Here is a 20,933-nt window from a genome sequence, read left to right as displayed (position 1 = left end):
CGGATTATCCTCGGATCGCCCAGAAGGCCAGGTTCAAGCCCGGGAACTGCCCGGCGATGTGGAAAGCAAAACCACCGGAGTTGCTCAGTTGCTGCCAGTGCTCGCTGCCCCGGTCCAGCTCGTAGTAAGTCGAGCCTGCGTGATACGGCAGTTGGCGTGGCGCCACCGGCAACGGCACCAGACCGATGCCCGGCAACTGCAGGTTGACCATGTCGCGGATGTGTTCAACCGACCCTACCTTGCTCTGCTGGCCGAAGCGCGCGCGCAGGGTTTCGCCGGGTACATCGGCACGCACCACCAGGATGAAACTGGCGTTGTCGAGCAGGGTTTTGTCGGCCAGCATTGCCACGTGGATGCCATAAGCTTTTTCCACAATCGGGATTGGCGTGGCTTTACTGTCAATCAGCATCGACAACGCTTCGCGCAATGCCGCCATTACCGGGGCGAAGCTGACGGCCAGATCGTCGTGCTGGTATTGCGGGTATTCCTGAGGACGACGGCCCGAGGTGGAGAACGTGGAAAACTCCCCGGCCAGGCCCACCAGTTCACTGAAGAAACGCTCCGGGTGCAGCGGGCTCAACTGGCTGAAATGCTGGATCAGCGGCTGGGCGCGGTTGACCAGTTGCAGCAGCATGAAGTCGGCGATCTCCGAGGCGCCGCCGGCGCCCGAGGCCACCACGCGGCCGGCCAGGGCCTCGCCACGCTGGTGCAGCAGGCCCAGCAATTCGCTGCGAAACGCGGTGAGCGGTTTGCTCGCGGCCACGTCCAGCACCGGTGGGATGTAGCTGTCATCGAGCACCAGCGCGCGGTCGGCGCGTTTTTCCTTGATGCGTACCACACCGATGGCGGCGTAATCGCTGATGCCATCCTGGGCGGTGAGCAGGCGCAGCGCCCGAGAACCCACGGCCACCGGCGCGCGGTTTTCGAACGGTGCGTTGTCATCGCGTACTTCGCGCACCTGGCTCACGTAACGCGCGGCTTCCAGGGCTTCGCCCTCGTCGACGGTGTCGCGCACGCCGGCCCGCTTGAGTGGCAAGGCCAGGTAGACCAGGCCGTCGCGCAGGTTGTCATCGATGTTCAGCGGGCTGGGCGCCAGGTCGTCCTGGGGAATATTGAACGGTGTGCCGTCAGGCAACAGGCCCCGCGCCGAGACGATGGCCAGCTTGCCCTGGGCCAACAGGCCTTGGTCGATCAGCAACTCGGAAAAGCCCCAGGCACCGGCGGACAGCGGGCGGCTGCGGGCGTCGATCAGGTTTTCCAGGTAACGGTCATGCTGCTGGAAGTGCTGCGTTCCGATGAACATGCCTTCCGACCAGACCACGCGATTGTTCCAGGACATGGGGGCTCCGATTGCTTATTGGGCAGGGCTGGATGGGGTAACCACGACGTCGGCGCGCACCGCGCGCACATCGAGGCTGATCTGGTATTCGGTGTATTGACGCGCCGGCACATTGATCACCGTGCGCCACTGCGCGCGATCGAGTTCGCGGTAGCCCACCAGCAAGCCGATCTGGCGCGTCGACGGGTCGAGGTCACGCTGAATGCTCAGTTGCTGACCGGGCTGCACCATCACTTCGTCCTGGTCCAACAAGTCCAGGCCCAGGGTCGATTGCGCACGGTCGGCCAGGGCGAAATAGTCGGAGCGGGCAAAGGTGGCGGCATTCTTCAGTTCGAAAATCCGCACGCGCACCGGGGCGGCCTGGCCATTGGCGCCGGGGTTGAGCCCGGCAATGGCGTGAAAGTGCAATTCGACCGCAGCCGTATCCGCTTCAGCCTCGGCGGCGGCTTCGGGTTTGGCGGCGTCTTTGGCACACGCCGTCAGCAGAAGCGCGGTGGCGACTGCGAGTAAAAACCTGGGAATCATCCTGCGTCCTCAATGACGTACTTAGCTATCCGTTAATCCGTGTGTGCGGTTCAGCGCCGCTGTCGTGCGCTGTGTTCTTCATAGGCCCGACTGAACTCGCGGCCGAACAGGTCCTGGAAGTCTTCCTGGGCCTCACGGGAAATATTGCCGTAGAGCTCGGTGAACTGCTGCCAGTACTGGGCCTGGCGTGACCCGTTGAAAATACTCGACAGCCCACCGGGCTTGCCCATGCGTTCTTCCAGTTGCGCCGGTTCGAAGCGCTTGAGCAGGTGTTTGATCGCCGCTTCCACACCGGCCATCACCGCCAGTTGGTGGGCGCGCAGGTCGTCGAAACTTTCCTTTACCGCGACATCGGGCGCCATAAACGCCTGGTTGCCGTGACGCAGCAGCAGCAGTAACGCTTCGTCGGCATTCGGTGCGAACTTCAACGGATTGTTTTCAGCGGGCTGGATCATGGTCTGCTGCATGCGGAACTCGCCTTTGAGGCTGGCCCGGGCGCGCAGGACGTCGATCAAGCCTTCGACCATCAGCCGGTAGCTGCGACCGATGCTTTCCATCTGCGCGCAGGCGTCGGCCTTGTCCAGGCGCAATTGGTCGAGGCCGGCACCGCGCAGGAAGGCTTGCAGCAGGTCCGGTTGCCCGGCATTGACCACCGGCGGTGCCACCTCGGGCATGGGCGCGGATGGCGTCACTGGCGGTGGCGGTGGCGGTGGCGGCGATGGAGTCGGTGCCGGCGCGCTGATAATCGGCGGCGGCGCGTCGCTGAGCAGGTCCCAATCTTCGGGGATCACTGAACCGGACGCCACCGGCGCCTCGGGCACCGGCACGCTCACCGGCGTCGGCGGGCGGAAGTCGTGTTGTTCACTGGGCACATGATCGGCCACGGTCGGCGGCGGCACGGCGGTGGGGCTGAGGAAGTCGAACAGGTCCGGCAGGGTGTCCATCGACGACGCACCCTGGAACTGCGGCGCGATCGCTGGCTGCGGCATCGGCGCGGGCGTCACGGGGCCGGCCACGGCGCCCATCAGCGCTTCGAAACTGTTCGGCGACTCACCGGCAAAGGGCTGGCTTTCAACGCCTTGCACGCTGAAATCGATGCGTGCCTGGATTTCGTAATCGCCGATACGGATCAGTTCGCCATCCTGCAGCAGCTCGCTGTTGCCGCGGCGCATGCGGATGCCGGCGTTGACCAACTCCACGCCGTTGGTGCTGTTATCGGTTAAATAATAACGGCCGTCTTTGTATTGAATAACGCAGTGTTGCGAAGACACGAGGCGCTCGGGGTCGGGCAATACCCAGTCATTATCCGAGCTGCGGCCGATCGCCATCGAGCCCTGGTTCATGGACTTTTCGGGGCACTGCCCGGGGGTAATCTTGTGATAACTAGTGATAGTCAAACACAGCGACATCTTGCCTCCTTGCTGATACTTCGCGCGCAGTCGATTCCCGGGCTGAACATTCCCGGGAAATCCCATCGGGCCATGCAATCGACCCTTTACAACCCGCTGTTGTCAGCATGATCGCTGATGTTAACTGGGCCGCATGACAAAAATCCTGCCTCGGTGCGTGCTTCGACCCGTCAGTCGCACAGGTTGTTAAGCACCGCACATCTGTCACAGAGGGCGAATAGCTTACCTTGACAAGGCATAAGTACTACACCAAAAATGCACAACTTCTTGAACACCAATGATGGCACATTAATAGCACTGTGCTTATATGACCAAGAAAACATGCAAAGTTCCTTGCGCAACTAATGCATGAATAGCCCGTCATCTTAACGGGCGGATAGGGAGATCGATTTCAGTGGATGTGCCTTTGCTGCTCGCCGCCGTTTCCGCGAACTCGCCGTGTGGCGAAGACATGGAATATGACGCGGACTTTCTCCAGCTTGAGCGTGACGCCAAGGGGCAACCCGAGCGCAGCATGGGTGATGCCATCCTGCCCGCCGAACCGCCGGAATGGCGCAGCATCCAGCAGCAGAGCCTCGACTTGCTGCAGCGCAGCAAAGACCTGCGCATCACTCACTTTCTGCTGCAAAGTTCCCTGGCCCTGCAAGGCGTGGCCGGGCTGGCCGAAGTCCTCACACTGATCGACGCGTTGTTGCGCCAATACTGGGCCGACCTGCACCCGCGCCTGGACGCCGACGACGATAACGACCCCACCGTGCGCATCAATGCACTGGCCGGCCTGACCAGCGACGCAACCATCCGCCTGCTGCGCGAAAGCATCCTCACCCGCTCGCGCACGTTCGGCCCGGTGAGCCTGCGCGCGGCGCTCAACGCCAGCGGCCTGATGCACTTCCCGGATGAACAACTGGGCGCCCAGCAACTCAACGCGGCGTTCCTCGACAGCGACCCCGATCACCTGCAAGCCACCCGCGAGGCCTTGAGCGCCGCGCGGGCTGCCTGCGAAGCCATTGAACAACAGGTCAACGAGCAGGTCGGCTCCGCCCAGGGCGTGGACCTCAGCGCGTTGAAGCAGCCGCTCAAGCAAGCGCTGCAAATACTCAATCAAGCGGTGCCGGGCACCGACAGCAGCAGCGAACCCGAGGCCGTCAGTGAAGACAATGCCCCCTCGGCCGACTTCGCCCCTGCCCCAGCGGCGCCACGCCCGGTCGGCGATATCGCCAGCCGCGACGACGTGCTGCGCAGCCTCGACAAGATCCTCGCGTACTACACCCGGCACGAGCCTTCGAGCCCGCTGCCGGTGTTATTGAACCGGGCCAAAAATCTGGTCCATGCCGATTTCGAAGCAATCGTGCGCAACCTGATTCCCGACGGCATGTCCCAATTTGAAAACCTGCGTGGCCCGGACGGCGAATAAACCGCCCGGCTGTGCAGTAACAACACCGTCGCTCAAGCGACCAGGAGCAGCAACGTGGCGAAGCAAAGTTCTCAGAAATTCATCGCGCGCAACCGCGCGCCTCGAGTGCAGATCGAGTACGACGTCGAGCTCTACGGCGCCGAGAAAAAGGTCCAGCTGCCCTTCGTGATGGGCGTGATGGCCGACCTCGCCGGTAAGCCTGCCGAGCCTCTGGCGCCGGTGGCCGACCGCAAATTCCTTGAAGTGGATGTCGACAACTTCGACTCCCGCCTCAAGGCCATGCAGCCGCGCGTGGCATTCCACGTGCCGAACGAACTGACCGGCGAAGGCAACCTGAGCCTGGACATGACCTTCGAAAGCATGGACGACTTCAGCCCGGCCGCCGTGGCCCGCAAGGTCGACGCGCTGAACCAGCTGCTCGAAGCCCGCACTCAGTTGGCCAACCTGCTGACCTACATGGACGGCAAGACCGGCGCTGAAGAAATCATCATGAAGGCAATCAAGGACCCGGCACTGCTTCAGGCACTTGCCAGCGCGCCGAAGCCTGCAGGGGATCAGTAATCATGACCGACAACACCGCACGCGAAGGCGTCCAGAGCCTGGGCGCTACTGAAGAAACCAGCGAGTTCGCATCCCTGCTGATGCAGGAATTCAAACCCAAGACCGAACGTGCCCGCGAAGCCGTAGAAACCGCCGTGCGCACCTTGGCCGAACAAGCCCTGGCGCAGACCGACCTGGTGTCCAACGATGCGATCAAGTCGATCGAATCGATCATCGCCGCGATCGATGCCAAGCTGACCGCCCAGGTCAACCAGATCATCCACCACCCGGACTTCCAGCAGCTGGAAAGCGCCTGGCGTGGCCTGCACTATCTGGTCAACAACACCGAGACCGATGAGCAGCTCAAGATCCGTGTGCTCAACATCTCCAAGCCGGACCTGCACAAGACCCTGAAGAAATTCAAGGGCACTGCGTGGGACCAGAGCCCGATCTTCAAGAAAATGTACGAAGAAGAATACGGCCAGTTCGGCGGCGAGCCATACGGCTGCCTGGTGGGCGACTACTACTTCGACCAGTCGCCACCCGACGTCGAACTGCTCGGCGAGCTGTCGAAAGTCTGCGCGGCCATGCACTCCCCGTTCATCGCCGCGGCGTCGCCGACCGTGATGGGCATGGGCTCGTGGCAGGAACTGTCGAACCCGCGCGACCTGACCAAGATCTTCACCACTCCGGAATACGCCGGCTGGCGTTCGCTGCGCGAATCGGAAGACTCGCGCTACATCGGCCTGACCATGCCGCGCTTCCTGGCGCGCCTGCCGTACGGCGCCAAGACCGACCCGGTGGAAGCCTTCGCGTTCGAAGAAAACACCGACGGCGCCGACAGCTCCAAGTACACCTGGGCCAACGCCGCTTACGCGATGGCGGTGAACATCAACCGTTCGTTCAAACACTACGGCTGGTGCTCGCGCATCCGTGGCATTGAATCTGGCGGTGAAGTGGAAAACCTGCCGGCCCACACGTTCCCGACCGATGACGGCGGCGTGGACATGAAGTGCCCGACCGAGATCGCCATCAGCGACCGCCGTGAAGCGGAACTGGCGAAGAACGGTTTCATGCCGCTGCTGCACAAGAAAAACACCGATTTCGCCGCCTTCATCGGCGCGCAATCGTTGCAGAAACCGGCCGAATACGACGACCCGGACGCCACCGCCAACGCCAACCTGGCCGCGCGCCTGCCGTACCTGTTCGCCACTTGCCGTTTCGCTCATTACTTGAAGTGCATCGTGCGCGACAAGATCGGTTCCTTCAAAGAGAAGGACGAGATGCAGCGCTGGTTGCAGGACTGGATCCTCAACTACGTGGACGGCGATCCGGCGCACTCCACCGAAACCACCAAGGCCCAGCACCCATTGGCAGCCGCCGAAGTGATCGTCGAAGAAGTAGAAGGCAACCCGGGTTACTACAACTCCAAGTTCTATCTACGCCCGCACTACCAGCTCGAAGGGCTGACCGTGTCGTTGCGTCTGGTGTCGAAGCTGCCTTCGGCGAAAAGCGCCTGACCCACGGATGAGCTGGCTCTTCTGTGGGAGGGGGCTTGCCCCTCGATAGCATCACCGGGGTGTGGCTGACACACCGAGGTGCCTGCATCGGGGGCAAGCCCCGCCCGCACAAAAGCATTGCCCATTTGGAGTCACTCAAATTCAGTGGCAAGAGCCACACAGGGAGAAAACATGGCTGTTGATATTTTCATCAAGATCGGCGACATCAAGGGCGAGTCCATGGACAAGGCCCACAAAGACGAAATCGACGTGCTGAACTGGAGCTGGGGCATGTCCCAGTCCGGCAACATGCACGTTGGCGGTGGCGGCGGCGCGGGCAAGGTGAACATCCAGGACCTGTCGCTGACCAAGTACGTCGACAAGGCGTCGCCAAACCTGATGATGCTGTGCGCCAGCGGCAAGCACATCGACAAGGTCAAGCTGACCGTGCGCAAGGCCGGTGGTGAAAGCCAGGTCGAGTACATGGTGATCAACCTGGAAGAAGTGCTGGTAACGTCGCTGAGCACCGGCGGTTCGGGCACCGATGACCGCCTGACCGAGAACGTCACCCTGAACTTCGCCCAAGTGATGGTGGACTACCAGCCGCAGAAAGCCGACGGCACCAAAGACGGCGGCGCGGTGAAGTTTGGCTGGAACATCCGTTCCAACACCAAGCGCTGATAGCCCTTGTGCCGTGGCCCCGCGCCACGGCACTACAGCCTCACATGCAGCATCTTGTTCCTCTCGCAATCCGTCCGTGGAGCTGCTTTGGTGGTAACTGAAATCGCTTCCCGCGACCGTCTGCAACCGTCCCTGCTGGATCGGCTGACCGACGACGACCCAACCAACCCCAAGGAAAGCGCCGACAAACGCGTGCTGTCCCTGACTCAATTGAAAGCCTCGGTGCTGCGCGACCTGGCGTGGCTGCTCAACACCACGTCGTTGCTCGACGCCGATGCAACGCTGCACACCCCGGCCGGCACCTCCGTGGTCAATTACGGCCTGCCGGCGCTGGCGGGCAACAGCGTGTCCAGCGTGGATATCAAAGCGCTGGAGGCCCTGATTTATCAGGCTATCGCCACATTCGAACCGCGCATTCTGCGCCATACCCTGCGCGTCAAAGCCCGGGTCGGCCAGGGCGAGATGAACCACAACGCCCTGAGTTTCGAAATCGAAGGCGACCTGTGGGCACAACCGGTGCCGTTGCGCCTGCTGCTGCAGACCGACCTGGACCTGGAATCCGGCCATGTACGCGTGGTCAATGCCGACCAGCGGAGGCGCCCATGAACCCGCGCCTGCTGGAGCTGTACAACCAGGAATTGCACCACGTGCGCGAAAGCGCCGCCGAGTTCGCCAAGGAATACCCAAAGATCGCCAGTCGGCTGACCCTGTCCGGTATGGACTGCGCCGACCCGTACGTCGAACGCCTGCTCGAAGGCTTTGCCTACCTCACCGCCCGCGTGCAGCTCAAGCTCGACGCCGAGTACCCGACGTTCACCCACAACCTGCTGGAAATCGCCTACCCGCACTACCTGGCGCCGACGCCGTCGATGACCGTGGTGCAGTTGCAGACCGACCCCGACGAAGGTTCCCTGGTCGGTGGTTTCCCGTTGCCGCGCGACACCGTCCTGCGCGCCGCCCTGGGCCGCGAGACCCAGACCTGCTGCGAGTACCGCACCGCTCATCCGGTAACGCTGTGGCCACTGCAGGTGAGCAACGCCGAGTACTTCGGCAACCCGGCCACCGTGCTCGGGCGCCTGGCCGCCAGCGAGCCGAAGGCCAAGGCCGGTCTGCGCCTGACCTTGCGCACCGGCGCCGAACTGCCGTTCAACAGCCTCGATCTGGACAGCCTGCCGCTGTACCTCAGCGGTGCCGACGAGCAACCGTTCCGCCTTTACGAACAACTGCTGGGCAACGCCTGCGCGGTATTCGCACGCAAGCCCGGTGGCGATTGGGTCGAGCGTCTACCGCAGGACGCACTGCGTTCACGCGGGTTCGACGACGCCGATGCGGCCATGCCGGTAGTGGCGCGAGCGTTCCAGGGTTATCGGTTGTTGCAGGAATACTTCGCCCTGCCCCAGCGGTTCCTGTTCGTGGAGTTCGCCGAGCTGAGCCGTGCGGTCAAGCGCTGCGACGGCCAGGAGCTGGAATTGATCGTACTGTTTGACCGTCACGAGCCGAGCCTGGAAGGCAGCGTCGGCGCGGCGCAGTTCCTGCCGTTCTGCACCCCGGCGATCAACCTGTTCCCCAAGCGCCTGGACCGTATTCACTTGTCCGACCGCGTCAACGAACACCACGTGATCGCCGACCGCACCCGGCCGATGGATTTCGAGGTGCATTCCCTCACCGGCCTGACCGGCCATGGCACCGGGCCGGAGCAGCCGTTCCTGCCGTTTTATGCGGTGCGCGACCCATCGCGCTATGGCCGTGACAAGGCGTACTACACGGTGCGGCGCGAGCCCCGCGTGCTCTCCAGCGACCAGCGCCGCAATGGCCCGCGCTCCACGTATGTGGGCAGCGAGACCTTCGTCAGCCTGGTGGACAGCCAACAAGCGCCGTATCGCCACGACCTGCGCCAACTCGGCGTGACCGCGCTGTGCACCAACCGCGACCTGCCGCTGTTCATGAGCGTGGGCAACGGCAAGACCGACTTCACCCTGGCCGACAGCGCGCCGGTACTGGCCGTGCGCTGCGTTGCCGGCCCGAGCCGCCCGCGTGCCAGCCATGCCCATGACGCCAAGGCGTGGCGCCTGATCAGCCAGCTGTCGCTCAATTACCTGTCCCTGAGCGAACAGGGCCAGGGCGCCGGCGCCTTACGCGAACTGTTGCGCCTGTATGGCGACAGCAACGACGCCGCCCTGCAGTTGCAGATCGAAGGCCTGCGCGAAGTCAGCAGCAAAGCGGTGACCCGGCGCCTGCCGATGCCCGGCCCGATCGTGTTTGGCAGAGGCTTGGAAATTACACTGGAATTCGATGAAAACGCGTTTCGTGGCACCGGCGTATTCCTGCTCGGTGCGGTACTGGAGCGCTTCCTGGCACGCTACGTGTCGATCAACAGCTTTACCGAGACGGTGATCCGTACCACCGAACGCGGCGAGATCATGCGATGGAAAGCCAAGCCCGGACGTCGTCCGACCCTGTGAGTACCCTGGAAGCGATGCACCAGGAGCCCTGGGAATACGATTTCTTCCAGGCCCTGCGACGCATCGAATGCGAGTCACCGCACCTGCCGCGCCTGGGCCATTCCCTGCGTCTGGCGGACGACCCGTTGCGCCTTGGGCAACAGGCCGACTGCACCTTCGCCCCGGCAACCCTGGCCTCGGTGGCGCCGGGCGGCGATGGCCGGCCGGCGCGGCTGGAGCAGTTCTTTTTCGGCCTCGGCGGCCCCAACGGCCCGCTGCCGCTGCACATCACCGAATACGTGCGCGAGCGTCAGCGCAACAACGCCGACAGCACCAGCAAAGCGTTCCTGGACGTGTTCCACCATCGCCTGCTCAGCCTGTTTTACCGGGCCTGGGCCGAGGCGCGGCCGACGGTCAGCCACGACCGCCCGGACGATGACTACTGGTCCGCGCGCCTCGCCGCCTTGAGCGGTCGCGGCATGCCGAGCCTGCTCAACCAGGGGCTGATTCCCGACACGGCCAAGCTGCATTACAGCGGCCACCTGTCGGCACAGACCCGCTATCCGGACGGGCTGAAAGCCATCCTCAGCGAGTACTTCGGCCTGCCGGTAGAGATCGAGGAATACGTCGGCCAATGGCTCGAACTGCCCGAACGCAGCCGTGTGGGCGTCAACGCCACCCGGCTGGGCGTGGACCTGTGCCTGGGCAGCCATGTATGGGACCGCCAGCATAAATTCCGTATCCGCCTGGGCCCGCTCACGCTCGATGACTACATGGGCATGCTGCCCGGCCACCAGCCGTTCAACGAACTGGTGGCATGGGTGGCCGAGTACCTGGGCCACGAATTGGACTGGGACCTGAACCTGGTCCTGCAACAACCCGAAGTCCCGGCGCTGCGGCTTAACGGCCAGTTCCGCCTGGGCTTCAACACGTGGCTCGGCCAACCTGCGGTTGACGCCAACGACCTAATCCTGGCCCGGCATTACGCCGATCAAGCCACCACCTCAAGGAATCCAGAGCATGGGTGAAATCAGTCGCGCCGCACTGTTCGGCAAACTCAACAGCGTGGCCTACAAAGCCATCGAAGCCGCCACCGTGTTCTGCAAGTTGCGGGGCAATCCTTACGTGGAACTGGCCCACTGGTTCCACCAGTTGCTGCAACTGCAGGACTCGGACCTGCACCGCATCATCCGCCAGTTCAACGTCGAACCGGCGCGCCTGGCCCGCGACCTGACCGAAGCCCTGGACCGCCTGCCGCGCGGCTCGACCTCGATCACCGACCTGTCGTCCCACGTGGAAGAAGCCGTGGAACGCGGCTGGGTGTACGGCAGCCTGATGTTCGGCGAAAGCCAGGTGCGCACCGGTTACCTGGTGCTGGGCATTCTCAAGACGCCGAGCCTGCGCCATGCGTTGCTGGGCCTGTCCGGCGAGTTCGACAAAATCAAGGCCGAGGCCCTGAGCGAGCGCTTTGACGAATACGTCGGCGACTCGCCGGAAAACGCCCTGACCGCCAGCGACGGTTTCAACGCCGGAGCCGTCCCAGGCGAAGCCAGCGGCGCCATGGCACCCAGCGCAATGGGCAAGCAGGAAGCGCTCAAGCGTTTTACCGTGGACCTGACCGAGCAGGCGCGCAGCGGCAAGCTCGACCCGATCGTGGGGCGTGACGAAGAAATTCGCCAGTTGGTCGACATCCTCATGCGTCGCCGCCAGAACAACCCGATCCTCACCGGTGAAGCCGGCGTCGGCAAGACCGCCGTAGTCGAAGGCTTCGCCCTGCGCATTGTCGCCGGTGACGTGCCGCCCGCGCTCAAGGACGTGGAACTACGCAGCCTGGATGTGGGCCTGCTGCAAGCCGGCGCCAGCATGAAAGGCGAGTTCGAACAGCGCCTGCGCCAGGTGATTGAAGACGTGCAGGCCTCGCCCAAGCCGATCATCCTGTTCATCGACGAAGCCCACACCCTGGTGGGTGCCGGTGGCGCCGCCGGGACGGGCGACGCGGCCAACCTGCTCAAACCCGCATTGGCGCGCGGCACCCTGCGCACCGTGGCCGCCACCACCTGGGCCGAGTACAAGAAGCACATCGAGAAAGACCCGGCCCTGACCCGCCGCTTCCAGGTGGTGCAGGTGGCCGAGCCGTCGGAAGACAAGGCGCTGCTGATGATGCGCGGCGTGGCCTCGACCATGGAGAAGCACCACCAGGTGCAGATCCTCGACGAAGCCCTGGAAGCCTCGGTGAAGCTGTCCCACCGCTACATTCCGGCGCGCCAGTTGCCGGACAAATCCGTAAGCCTGCTGGACACCGCCTGCGCCCGCGTCGCCATCAGCCTGCACGCGGTACCGGCGGAAGTGGACGACAGCCGTCGTCGCATCGAAGCCCTGGAAACCGAGCTGCAGATCATCGCCCGCGAGCACGCCATCGGCATCGACACCGGCGCGCGCCAGAGCAACAGCGAAGCCTTGCTGAGCGCCGAACGTGAGCGTCTGGCCGCTCTCGAAAGCCGTTGGGCCGAAGAAAAAACCCTGGTGGATGAGTTGCTCGCGACCCGAGCAACGCTGCGTGAAAAGGCCGGGGTGGTGGACAGTGGCAACGACGAATTGCGCGCTCAATTGGTCGACTTGCAACAACGCCTCACTGCGCTGCAAGGCGAAACTCCGTTGATCCTGCCGACCGTGGATTACCAGGCCGTAGCCTCGGTGGTCGCCGACTGGACGGGCATTCCGGTGGGCCGCATGGCACGCAACGAATTGGAAACCGTGCTGAACCTGGATCAGCACCTGAAAAAACGCATCATCGGCCAGGACCATGCCTTGCAGATGATCGCCAAGCGCATCCAGACCTCCCGCGCCGGCCTCGACAACCCGAGCAAGCCGATCGGTGTGTTCATGCTGGCCGGCACCTCCGGCGTGGGCAAGACCGAAACCGCCCTGGCCCTGGCCGAAGCCATGTATGGCGGCGAGCAGAATGTGATCACCATCAACATGAGCGAGTTCCAGGAAGCCCACACCGTGTCGACCCTCAAGGGCGCGCCACCGGGCTACATCGGCTACGGCGAAGGCGGCGTGCTGACCGAAGCGGTACGGCGCAAGCCCTACAGCGTAGTGCTGCTGGACGAGGTGGAAAAAGCCCACCCGGACGTGCATGAGATCTTCTTCCAGGTGTTCGACAAGGGCGTGATGGAAGACGGCGAAGGCCGTGTGATCGACTTTAAGAACACCTTGATCCTGCTGACCACCAACGCCGGTACCGAGTTGATTTCCCAGGTCTGCAAAGACCCGGCGAACATCCCCGAGCCGGAAGAAATCGCCAAGGCCCTGCGCCAGCCGCTGCTGGAGATCTTCCCGCCTGCCTTGCTCGGCCGTCTGGTAACCATTCCGTACTACCCGCTGAGCGATGAAATGCTCAAGGCGATCACCCGCCTGCAACTGAACCGCATCAAAAAGCGCGTGGAGAATACCCACAAGGTTGCCTTCGACTACGACGACGCGGTGGTCGACCTGATCGTCTCGCGCTGCACCGAGACCGAAAGCGGCGGACGCATGATCGACACCATCCTCACCAACAGCCTGCTGCCGGACATGAGCCGTGAGTTCCTCACGCGCATGCTCGAAGGCAAGGCACTGGCGGGGGTGCGGATCAGCAGTCGGGATAATGAGCTGCACTACGACTTCAACGACGCCGAATAACGACTGTTGAAATAAGGTTTAAATGTGGGAGGGGGCAAGCCCCCTCCCACATTTGGACTGGGTTCCTTCAGTTATTAGGGTACTTCGATGCTATTCAACCAAGCCTCACGCCTGGCCAAGATCACCAGCCCTCTCGGGCCGGATGTGCTGCTGCTCAATGAAATGGGCGGCGGTGAAGAGCTTGGCCGCCTGTTCAATTACGAGCTGCAGCTGACGTCCCTGGACGCCAACATCGACCTCAACCAGTTGCTCGGCAAACCCATGAGCGTCGGCCTGCAATTGGCGGACGGCGGCGAGCGGCACTTCCACGGTATCGTCGCGCGCTGCAGCCAGAACATCGACCAAGGCCAGTTCGCCAGTTACCAGGTGACGCTGCGCCCGTGGCTGTGGCTGCTGACCCGCACCTCGGATTGCCGGATTTTCCAGAACCTGAGCATCCCGCAGATCATCAAGCAGGTGTTCCGCGACCTGGGCTTTTCCGACTTCGAAGACGCCCTGAGCCGGCCGTACCGCGAGTGGGAATACTGCGTGCAGTACCGCGAGACCAGCTTCGATTTCGTCAGCCGCCTGATGGAACAGGAAGGCATCTACTACTTCTTCCGCCATGAACAGGACCGCCATGTGCTGGTGCTGGCCGACGCCTACGGCGCCCACACCACGGTGCCGGGCTACGCGTCGGTGCCGTACTACCCCAAGGACGAGCAGCAGCGCGAACGCGACCACATGCATAACTGGCACCTGGCGCAGGAGGTACAGCCGGGCTCGCTGGAGCTCAACGACTATGACTTCCAGCGCCCCAGCGCCAGCATCGACGTGCGCTCGGCCATGCCGCGCCCGCACACCGCCGGCGACTACCCGCTGTACGACTACCCCGGCACCTACGTGCAAAGCGAAGACGGCGAACACTACGCGCGCACCCGCATCGAAGCGCTGCAAACCCTGCACGAACAGATCGAGTTTGCCGGCAATGCACGCGGCCTAGGATCGGGCCACCTGTTCAGCCTCACCGGCTTCAGCCGCCAGGACCAGAATCGCGAATACCTGATCGTTGGCATCCGCTACTACATCGTCCAGGAAAACCTCGAAAGCGGCGGCGGCTCGGCCTCGGCGCAGTTCGAAAGCAGCCTGACCTGCATCGATGCCCAGCAAAGCTTCCGCCCGTTGGCCACCACTCACCGGCCCATCGTCAAAGGCCCGCAGACCGCGCTGGTGGTCGGCCCCAAAGGCGAGGAGATCTGGACCGACCAGTACGGCCGCGTGAAAGTGCATTTCTATTGGGACCGTCACGACCAATCCAACGAAAACAGCTCGTGCTGGATTCGGGTGTCGCAATCCTGGGCCGGCAAGAACTGGGGCTCCATGCAGATTCCACGGATTGGCCAGGAAGTGATTGTGAGCTTTCTGGAAGGCGACCCGGACCGGCCGATCATCACCGGCCGCGTGTACAACGCCGAGCAGACCGTGCCCTATGACTTGCCCGAGAACGCGACCCAGAGCGGCATGAAAAGTCGTTCGAGCAAGGGCGGCACGCCGGCCAACTTCAATGAAATCCGTATGGAGGACAAGAAGGGGTTGGAGCAGTTGTATATCCATGCCGAGCGTAACCAGGACATTGTGGTGGAGGTGGATGAGAGCCACTCCGTCGGGCATGACCGCAACAAAAGCATCGGCCATAACGAGACGGTGACCATCGGCAACAACCGCCTGCGCATCGTCAAGCAGGAAGACATCCTCTCGGTGGGCCAGCGCAAGACCGACAGCATCAGCCAGAGCTATGTGATCGAGGTGGGCGAAAACCTGCGCCTGGTCTGCGGCGAAAGCATCCTGGAGTTGAATGCCAGCGGGCAGATCAACCTCACCGGCGTGAACATCAGCTTCTATGCCAGCGGCGACGCCGAGTTCAATACCAAGGGCGTGCTGCACCTCAATAACGGCGGCGGCCCTGGCGCCACGCCCGATGGACAGGGCCAGAAAGCCAGCATCGACGCCAATATCAAAGCCGCGTTCCCCGCGCCGAAAAGCTCCTGACGAGACCCGTTTGCCATGACGTACCGAATCAACGAATTCCAGTTCCAACTGCCGGCGAGCGAGCTGCAGGACGCGACGATCAATATCCTCAAATTCCCTGAGCTGGGCACATCCCTGATCGTCAGCCGCAGCCTGCTGGCCGACGGCGAAACCCTGCACAGCAACTTCAACGATCAACTCCAGCGCCTGGAAAAACAAGTGCAGGAGCTGCGCTATCAACCGGGCGTGGACGTGCGCTTGGGCGCCGCGCAGGAAGTGGAAGGCATCGAGCTGCGCAGCCAGTTCAACAAGGGCAACGACAAGGTGTTCCAGTATCAGCTGGCGCTGGTGATACCGGGCACGCGCAAGATGCTCGCCTTGAGTTATGTGAAGGCGGACAAGCTTGGGGATGCCGAGGCGGCGCATTGGGCGCTGATTAAAAATTCGCTGTCGTTCGACGCTATTTCCTGATGAGTTGCCTGCATGTCTGACGCACTCTGGGCCGCCCGCATGGGCGATGCGCTCTCCCACACCTCGATGATGGCCGACATCCTCGGCGGTGTGCTGGAAGTGGCGGCTAACATCGCGATCACGGCGGTGGCGACTGCGGCGGTGGTTGCCGCCACCGGGATTACCGTGGCCACTGGCGGGCTCGGTTGTTTCCTGCTGGGCGCCGTGGTGGGCACGGTTGTCGGCCTGGCCATGAGCAAGACCGGCGCGGACAAAGGCTTATCGAATTTATGCGAGAGCTTCAGCAACGCCCTGTTTCCGCCCACGGTGCAGGCGAACATCCTCACTGGCTCCACCAACACCCTGACCAATAATATTCCGGCCGCGCGCGCCGCCGGGGCGATCACCTCTCACGTCGCACCCGCCGGCACTGAGCTGGAAGAGCCCGCGCCCGAGCCGGAAGCCAGCTTCCTGGACATGGCCGAGAGTTTCTTCTCGCAGATGTGGCGCCCCACGGTGGCCACGCCCGCCCCCGGCGCCGAACCCAAGCCGCTGGATCAGGTGACGTGCACAAAGCATCCGCCGATGCCGCCGCAGTTTCTGGCCGAGGGGTCGGAAAAAGTCACCATCAATGGCCAGCCGGCGGTGCGCAGCGGTGACCGCAGTACGTGCGACGCGACGGTGGTGTCGTCGGGGCTGATCTCCTCCAACGTGACGATTGGCGGGGGTTCGGTGGTGGTGCGTGAGATTCGCAGCGGCAAGACACCGGGCGTCGGGCTGGCGGTGACGGCGTTGCTGATGCTCAAGGGCGGCAAGGGCAAGTTCTTCAGCAAGTTGCCCTGCATGTTGATCAGCAGTGCGAGCTCGATGGCTGTCAGCAGCGCGATGGGAGCGATGGCCAATGCAGCCATGGGCTCGTCGAACCCGGTGCATGCAGCGACGGGTGCGAAAGTATTGGGAGATGTCGAAGATCGGGATTTTGTGCTGCCGGGCATCTTGCCGATTGAGTGGCAACGCGTCTACAACAGCCGCGACGAACGCCAAGGTAGCCTGTTCGGCCCAGGCTGGAGCGTGACCTACGAAATGTGTGTAGAGCTTCGGCATTATCCCGAAGGCGGCAATACGCTGGTCTACACCGACGAACAGGGGCGGCCTATTGATATGGGCACCATTCCCCTGGGCGGCGCAGTGTTCAGCTCCGGTGAAGGGCTCGCCGTAAGGCGGCACCTCAACGGGCAATTGTTGATTGAAAGCGACGACGGTCTGTACCGCCTGTTCGAGCCCTCGCCGGCCAATACCTCCCTGCTACGCCTGATTCAGCTCGGTGACCGCAACAATAACCGCATTTATATGGACTATGACGAAGCCGGGCGTCTGGTACGGCTGCGCGATACCTTCGATCAGGTACAGATCGAGCTGGCCCGCGACGGCAGCCGCCTGACCCAAATCGAACGCCTGTACCCCGATCAAAGTCGCGAAGTGCTCGTGCGCTATGGCTATGACACCATTGGCAACCTGGTTGAGGTACGCGATGCCACTGAACAGGTGCAGCGTCGCTTCAGCTACGACGGTGGCCGGCGCATGGTGGAGCATCAGTTGCCTACTGGTTTGCGCTGCTTCTACGAGTGGGCCTTGATTGAAAATCAAGAATGGCGGGTTGTTCGGCACTGGACCGACGAAGGCGATGCGTACCAGTTCGACTATGACTTGAACGCCGGTCTTACTCGCGTCACCGACGGCTTGCAGCGCGTCAGCACGCGGCATTGGAACACGCAACACCAGATCATTCGATACAGCGACAACCTCGGGCAAACCTGGCTATTCGAGTGGAATGACGAGCGCCAGTTGCTCAGCGCCACCGACCCCCAGGGCGGTCGCTTTGAATACAGCTACGATGAGGCCGGCAACCTGATCGGCGAGACCGACCCTCTGGGCCGCAGCGACTCCACCCTATGGCTGGAGCACTGGGCATTGCCACTGGTGGAAACCGACGCCGCCGGTAATAGCTGGCAGTATCGCTACGATCCGCGTGGCAACTGCATCGCCGCGATCGATCCGCTGGGCTACGTCACCCAGTATCGCTATGACGCCCATGGCCAGCCAGTAGAGATCATCGACGCTACCGGCAAAAGCAAAAAACTGCGCTGGAATTCGTTCGGACAGTTGATCGAGCACATCGATTGCTCGGGTTACGCGACACGCTTCAACTATGACGAGCGCGGCTATTTGCAGGTGATTACCAACGCCCTCGGTGAGCGTACGCAGTTCAGCTACGACGCCCAAGGGCGTTTACTCGGCAGCTTACTACCGGACGGTCGTACGGAGCAGTACCAGCGAAATATCCGCGGTCAATTGGTCGGTTACACCGACCCGGCCGGACACACCACGCTTTACCAGCACAATCGTCGCGGCCAGGTCAGCCAGCGCACTGACGCCCATGGTCGGCAAGTTCAATTCGGCTATGACAGCTATGGACGCCTGCAGACACTGACCAACGAGAACGGCGAACGTTATCGGTTTGCATGGGATGCCGGGAATCGGATGACGGAACAACAAGATCTCGACGGCAGCGCCAAGCATTACAACTACGACCAGCTGGACAACATCACAACAGTAACTGCCGTTCCCGCGCCTTACGGCAACGGCTTGGCGGTAGTGCCCGAAACACCACCGGCCCCCATCGTTCATCGGCTGGAGCGCGACGCGGTTGGTCGACTGGTTGCAAAAACCACCGACGATGGTCGAACCGACTACTGCTACGACGCAGTGAACCAACTCACAGCGGTAACTTTCACCGACCTACAAGGCAATGCACAAGCCTTGGGCTTCGCTTACGACGCCCTCGGCCAGCTAGTTGCCGAACAGAGCTCAGCAGGTAACCTGAAACACCACTACGACGAACTCGGCAACCTGATCCAGACCCAACTGCCCGACGGCCGCTGGCTCAACCGCCTGTACTACGGCAGCGGCCACCTGCATCAGATCAACCTCGACGGTCAGGTGATCAGCGACTTCGAACGCGACCGCCTGCACCGCGAAGTGCTGCGCACCCAAGGCCAGCTCAGCACCCGCAGCGAATACGACCGCAGCGGCCGTCTGCGCGCACGTCAACGTCGTCTGGCGGGCCAACCGTCGCTGCTACCGGCAGCCGCACAGAAACAATTCGAATACGACCCCGCCGACAACCTGATCGGCAAACTCGACCAGCAACCCGCCACTCAACACCGTCAGTTGCTGCACTACGACGCCACCGGCCGCATCATCGCCAGCCAGGACAACCTGCACGGCCAACGCGAAACCTTCGCTTACGACGCCGCCGCCAACCTGCTCGACGGCCCGCAGGCCGGTGCAGGGTTGGTGGTACATAACAAGTTGCTGACGTATCAGGACAAGCGTTATCGCTATGACGCGTTCGGTCGGACTATCGAAAAACGCAGCGCCGCGAGGGGTTTGCAGCGTTTTGCCTACGACGCCGAAAGTCGGTTGATTGAAGTACGTAATGAAAATGGCAGCGTGGTCAGGATGACCTACGATCCGCTGGGCCGACGCATTGAGAAAACTGAGCATGGCAGTAACGACTATCCACTAGGGGCAACCCGGTTCACGTGGAGCGGCCTGCGCCTGTTACAGGAGTACAAACACAGCCAAACCAGCCTTTACATCTACGAAGACGAAGGCTATCAGCCCATGGCCCGTGTAGACGGTACCGGGCCGCTGCAAAAAATTCGCTACTACCACAACGACCTGAACGGCCTTCCGGAACAGCTGACTGAGGCTGACGGTCACCTTATCTGGCGAGCGACTTATCGTGTGTGGGGCAACACCTTGGAGGAGACGCGCGAGCCGTACTACATCGAAGAGCAGAATCTAAGGTTCCAAGGGCAGTATCTGGATCGGGAAACAGGTTTACATTACAACCTGTTCCGCCATTACGACCCTGACATTGGACGATTCTCAACCCCGGACCCAATCGGTCTGGAGGGTGGGTTCAACCTGTACGCATTCGTTCTGAATCCGTTCACTTGGACGGACCCGCTAGGCCTTGCCGGGTGTACCGTGAGCAAGGCGCGTTCGAAGCAGTACGACTACAAGTTACGCTTAAAACGCTCGGAATATCCGGAAACATTCGGCCATATCGAAGGCGCCATCAAGAAAGGCCACCCTTACATTGTGACCATTCAGCGTGATACCGCTAAGCTCAATCGCAAACTCAGTCTGAAAGACATCAAAACCAAAACAGGCAAGGATCGGGACGAATGGCCGATGGCGATGTTCAAGGAAGGTGGTAGCGGCGCAAGCGTTAAGTACATCGACCCTAGTGATAATCGGGGGGCTGGCTCGAGCATTGGCAACGCTCTGTCCGACCTCCCCAACGGAACCAGAATCAAGATCGAGGTTTATTGATGAAAAATACCACCCAATCCGTGGATCTACTGATCTCCCACAGCCAAATCCAGTTTCGTTCGCGCCCCTTCGACGAGGCGTCAAGTCAATGGGGCAAGGTCAACCTGGCGCAGGGTGCGGTCCTGCATAGCGACTACGTTGTCTTTGACCCTCTGCCCGAAGACGCTTTCGGCGCGAATGTGAACCTGAATCTCACAAACCATTTCACCCCTGATGAAACCGCCCAGCGCTGCATCGTCGTGCCATTTCATGTCACAGACCCCAATCAGGTGGAAGTAGCCTCGGCGTCTGAAAAATTCAACGTTACGCTGGATCTGGAGAAGCGCGACTATGCGTTGTACTTCGAGGTCTGCGAAGGCGACGAGATTTTCTACAAGATCACCTTGGTCCCAACTGACACCGAAGTCGCTGCCAAGTATCTGCTGGACGATCCGTGGGGTGGCGAGAAAGACCAGGAACTCGTCGAAGGCATTCGTTAAAGCACTTAGTAAGCGTCCATAAAAAAGGGCACCCGACCCAGTCGGCGTGCCCATTTTCCTA

Annotated in this window: 15 protein-coding genes; 12 read left to right on the top strand and 3 right to left on the bottom strand. The window is 62.1% G+C overall.

Going from position 1 to position 20,933, the window contains the following annotated elements:
• Positions 1 to 4: 4 nt before the first annotated feature.
• The 3 genes from tssK to tagH are packed head-to-tail and all read right to left on the bottom strand — an operon-like array spanning position 5 to position 3,273.
• Positions 5 to 1,339: a type VI secretion system baseplate subunit TssK gene (gene tssK, locus G7025_RS01935; RefSeq protein ID WP_181076236.1), complete on the bottom strand. Its 1,335-nt coding sequence runs from the start codon at positions 1,337 to 1,339 to the stop codon at positions 5 to 7.
• A gap of 15 nt (positions 1,340 to 1,354) precedes the next feature.
• The gene (tssJ, locus tag G7025_RS01930) at positions 1,355 to 1,864 is read right to left on the bottom strand and encodes a type VI secretion system lipoprotein TssJ (RefSeq protein WP_181076234.1); all 510 of its coding nucleotides are present in this window, start codon (positions 1,862 to 1,864) and stop codon (positions 1,355 to 1,357) included.
• A gap of 50 nt (positions 1,865 to 1,914) precedes the next feature.
• Positions 1,915 to 3,273: a type VI secretion system-associated FHA domain protein TagH gene (gene tagH, locus G7025_RS01925; protein WP_181076233.1), complete on the bottom strand. Its 1,359-nt coding sequence runs from the start codon at positions 3,271 to 3,273 to the stop codon at positions 1,915 to 1,917.
• Between the two features lie 394 nt (positions 3,274 to 3,667).
• Here tagH and tssA point away from each other — a divergent pair, with 394 nt between their 5' ends.
• The 12 genes from tssA to comJ all read left to right on the top strand — a co-directional run bounded on the left by tssA (position 3,668) and on the right by comJ (position 20,872).
• Positions 3,668 to 4,687 carry a type VI secretion system protein TssA gene (tssA, locus tag G7025_RS01920; protein ID WP_181076231.1) on the top strand — a complete coding sequence of 340 codons (1,020 nt, stop codon included), beginning with the start codon at positions 3,668 to 3,670 and terminating at the stop codon, positions 4,685 to 4,687.
• A gap of 54 nt (positions 4,688 to 4,741) precedes the next feature.
• Positions 4,742 to 5,248, top strand: a complete 507-nt coding sequence (gene tssB, locus G7025_RS01915) for a type VI secretion system contractile sheath small subunit (protein ID WP_034101506.1) — start codon at positions 4,742 to 4,744, stop codon at positions 5,246 to 5,248.
• Between the two features lie 2 nt (positions 5,249 to 5,250).
• The gene (gene tssC / locus G7025_RS01910; RefSeq protein WP_181076229.1) at positions 5,251 to 6,747 is read left to right on the top strand and encodes a type VI secretion system contractile sheath large subunit; all 1,497 of its coding nucleotides are present in this window, start codon (positions 5,251 to 5,253) and stop codon (positions 6,745 to 6,747) included.
• A 171-nt stretch (positions 6,748 to 6,918) separates the two neighbouring features.
• The gene (locus G7025_RS01905) at positions 6,919 to 7,407 is read left to right on the top strand and encodes an Hcp family type VI secretion system effector (protein WP_017526783.1); all 489 of its coding nucleotides are present in this window, start codon (positions 6,919 to 6,921) and stop codon (positions 7,405 to 7,407) included.
• Between the two features lie 90 nt (positions 7,408 to 7,497).
• Positions 7,498 to 8,013 carry a type VI secretion system baseplate subunit TssE gene (gene tssE, locus G7025_RS01900; RefSeq protein WP_042945974.1) on the top strand — a complete coding sequence of 172 codons (516 nt, stop codon included), beginning with the start codon at positions 7,498 to 7,500 and terminating at the stop codon, positions 8,011 to 8,013.
• Entirely contained in the window at positions 8,010 to 9,869 is a 1,860-nt protein-coding gene (tssF, locus tag G7025_RS01895; RefSeq protein ID WP_034101508.1) for a type VI secretion system baseplate subunit TssF, read from the top strand. Before tssE ends, tssF begins: the two co-directional genes overlap by 4 nt.
• On the top strand, positions 9,833 to 10,876 hold the full coding sequence (gene tssG, locus G7025_RS01890) for a type VI secretion system baseplate subunit TssG (RefSeq protein WP_181076228.1): 1,044 nt from the start codon (positions 9,833 to 9,835) through the stop codon (positions 10,874 to 10,876). The genes tssF and tssG overlap by 37 nt, the downstream gene beginning before the upstream one ends.
• On the top strand, positions 10,869 to 13,532 hold the full coding sequence (tssH, locus tag G7025_RS01885; RefSeq protein ID WP_181076226.1) for a type VI secretion system ATPase TssH: 2,664 nt from the start codon (positions 10,869 to 10,871) through the stop codon (positions 13,530 to 13,532). The genes tssG and tssH overlap by 8 nt, the downstream gene beginning before the upstream one ends.
• Positions 13,533 to 13,619: 87 nt before the next feature.
• A complete protein-coding gene (locus G7025_RS01880; protein WP_181076225.1) occupies positions 13,620 to 15,560 on the top strand; it encodes a type VI secretion system Vgr family protein in 1,941 nt (646 codons plus the stop codon).
• Positions 15,561 to 15,575: 15 nt separating this feature from the next.
• Entirely contained in the window at positions 15,576 to 16,010 is a 435-nt protein-coding gene (locus tag G7025_RS01875) for a DcrB-related protein (protein WP_065879244.1), read from the top strand.
• Positions 16,011 to 16,022: 12 nt separating this feature from the next.
• Complete coding sequence (locus G7025_RS01870; protein ID WP_258197630.1) at positions 16,023 to 20,393, top strand: RHS repeat-associated core domain-containing protein; 4,371 nt, start codon at positions 16,023 to 16,025, stop codon at positions 20,391 to 20,393.
• Entirely contained in the window at positions 20,393 to 20,872 is a 480-nt protein-coding gene (comJ, locus tag G7025_RS01865) for a competence protein ComJ (protein ID WP_181076223.1), read from the top strand. The genes G7025_RS01870 and comJ overlap by 1 nt, the downstream gene beginning before the upstream one ends.
• The last annotated feature ends 61 nt before the right edge of the window (positions 20,873 to 20,933 follow it).

Source organism: Pseudomonas lurida (genome assembly GCF_013522705.1).
GTDB lineage: Bacteria > Pseudomonadota > Gammaproteobacteria > Pseudomonadales > Pseudomonadaceae > Aquipseudomonas > Aquipseudomonas quebecensis.
Note: the sequence above shows the minus strand (reverse complement) of the source record. Positions and strands in the feature narration are given on the sequence as shown.